The organism is Clostridium pacaense (assembly GCF_020709765.2).
GTDB lineage: Bacteria > Bacillota > Clostridia > Lachnospirales > Lachnospiraceae > Enterocloster > Enterocloster hominis.
This window is the reverse complement of the sequence record NZ_JAJFEB020000078.1, coordinates 1-394: the sequence shown is the minus strand read 5'-3', so window position 1 is coordinate 394 and position 394 is coordinate 1. Positions and strand designations below refer to the sequence as shown.

The 394-nt window shown below is 55.3% G+C and carries 1 protein-coding gene; it reads left to right on the top strand.

What is annotated here, in order from left to right; all coding sequences use genetic code 11:
* Positions 1–369: hypothetical protein (locus LK536_RS58540; RefSeq protein ID WP_506092307.1), on the top strand; the 369-nt coding region annotated here is incomplete at its 5' end.
* Between the last annotated feature and the right edge of the window lie 25 nt (positions 370–394).

Here is a 394-nt window from a genome sequence, read left to right as displayed (position 1 = left end):
GGGGGGGGGGGGGGGGGGGGGGGGGGGGGGGGAAGAAGAAAAAAAAAGAGGGAAGGAAGGAAAGAGGGAAAGGAAGGAGGAAGGGAAAGGAAGGGAGAAAGGAGGGAAAGAGGGGGAGAGGAAAAAAGGGGGGGAAAGAGGAAAGGGGGGAAGAAGAAAAGGAAAAGGGAAGAGAGGAAGGGGAGAAGGGAAAGGAGGGAGAGGAAGGGGAAAGGGAGGAAGGGAAGGAAAGAGAAAGAAAAAGAAAGGAAAGGGGAAAGGAGGAGAAGGGAGGGAAAGGGGAGAAGAAGAAGGGAGAAGGGGAAAGAGGAAGGGGAAGAGAAGGAAGGCGGACGCATAAAGGTAAAAAGCGAGACCAGCAGCAAGTGAGGCACGGAGGGGGAGAGGAGCAAGT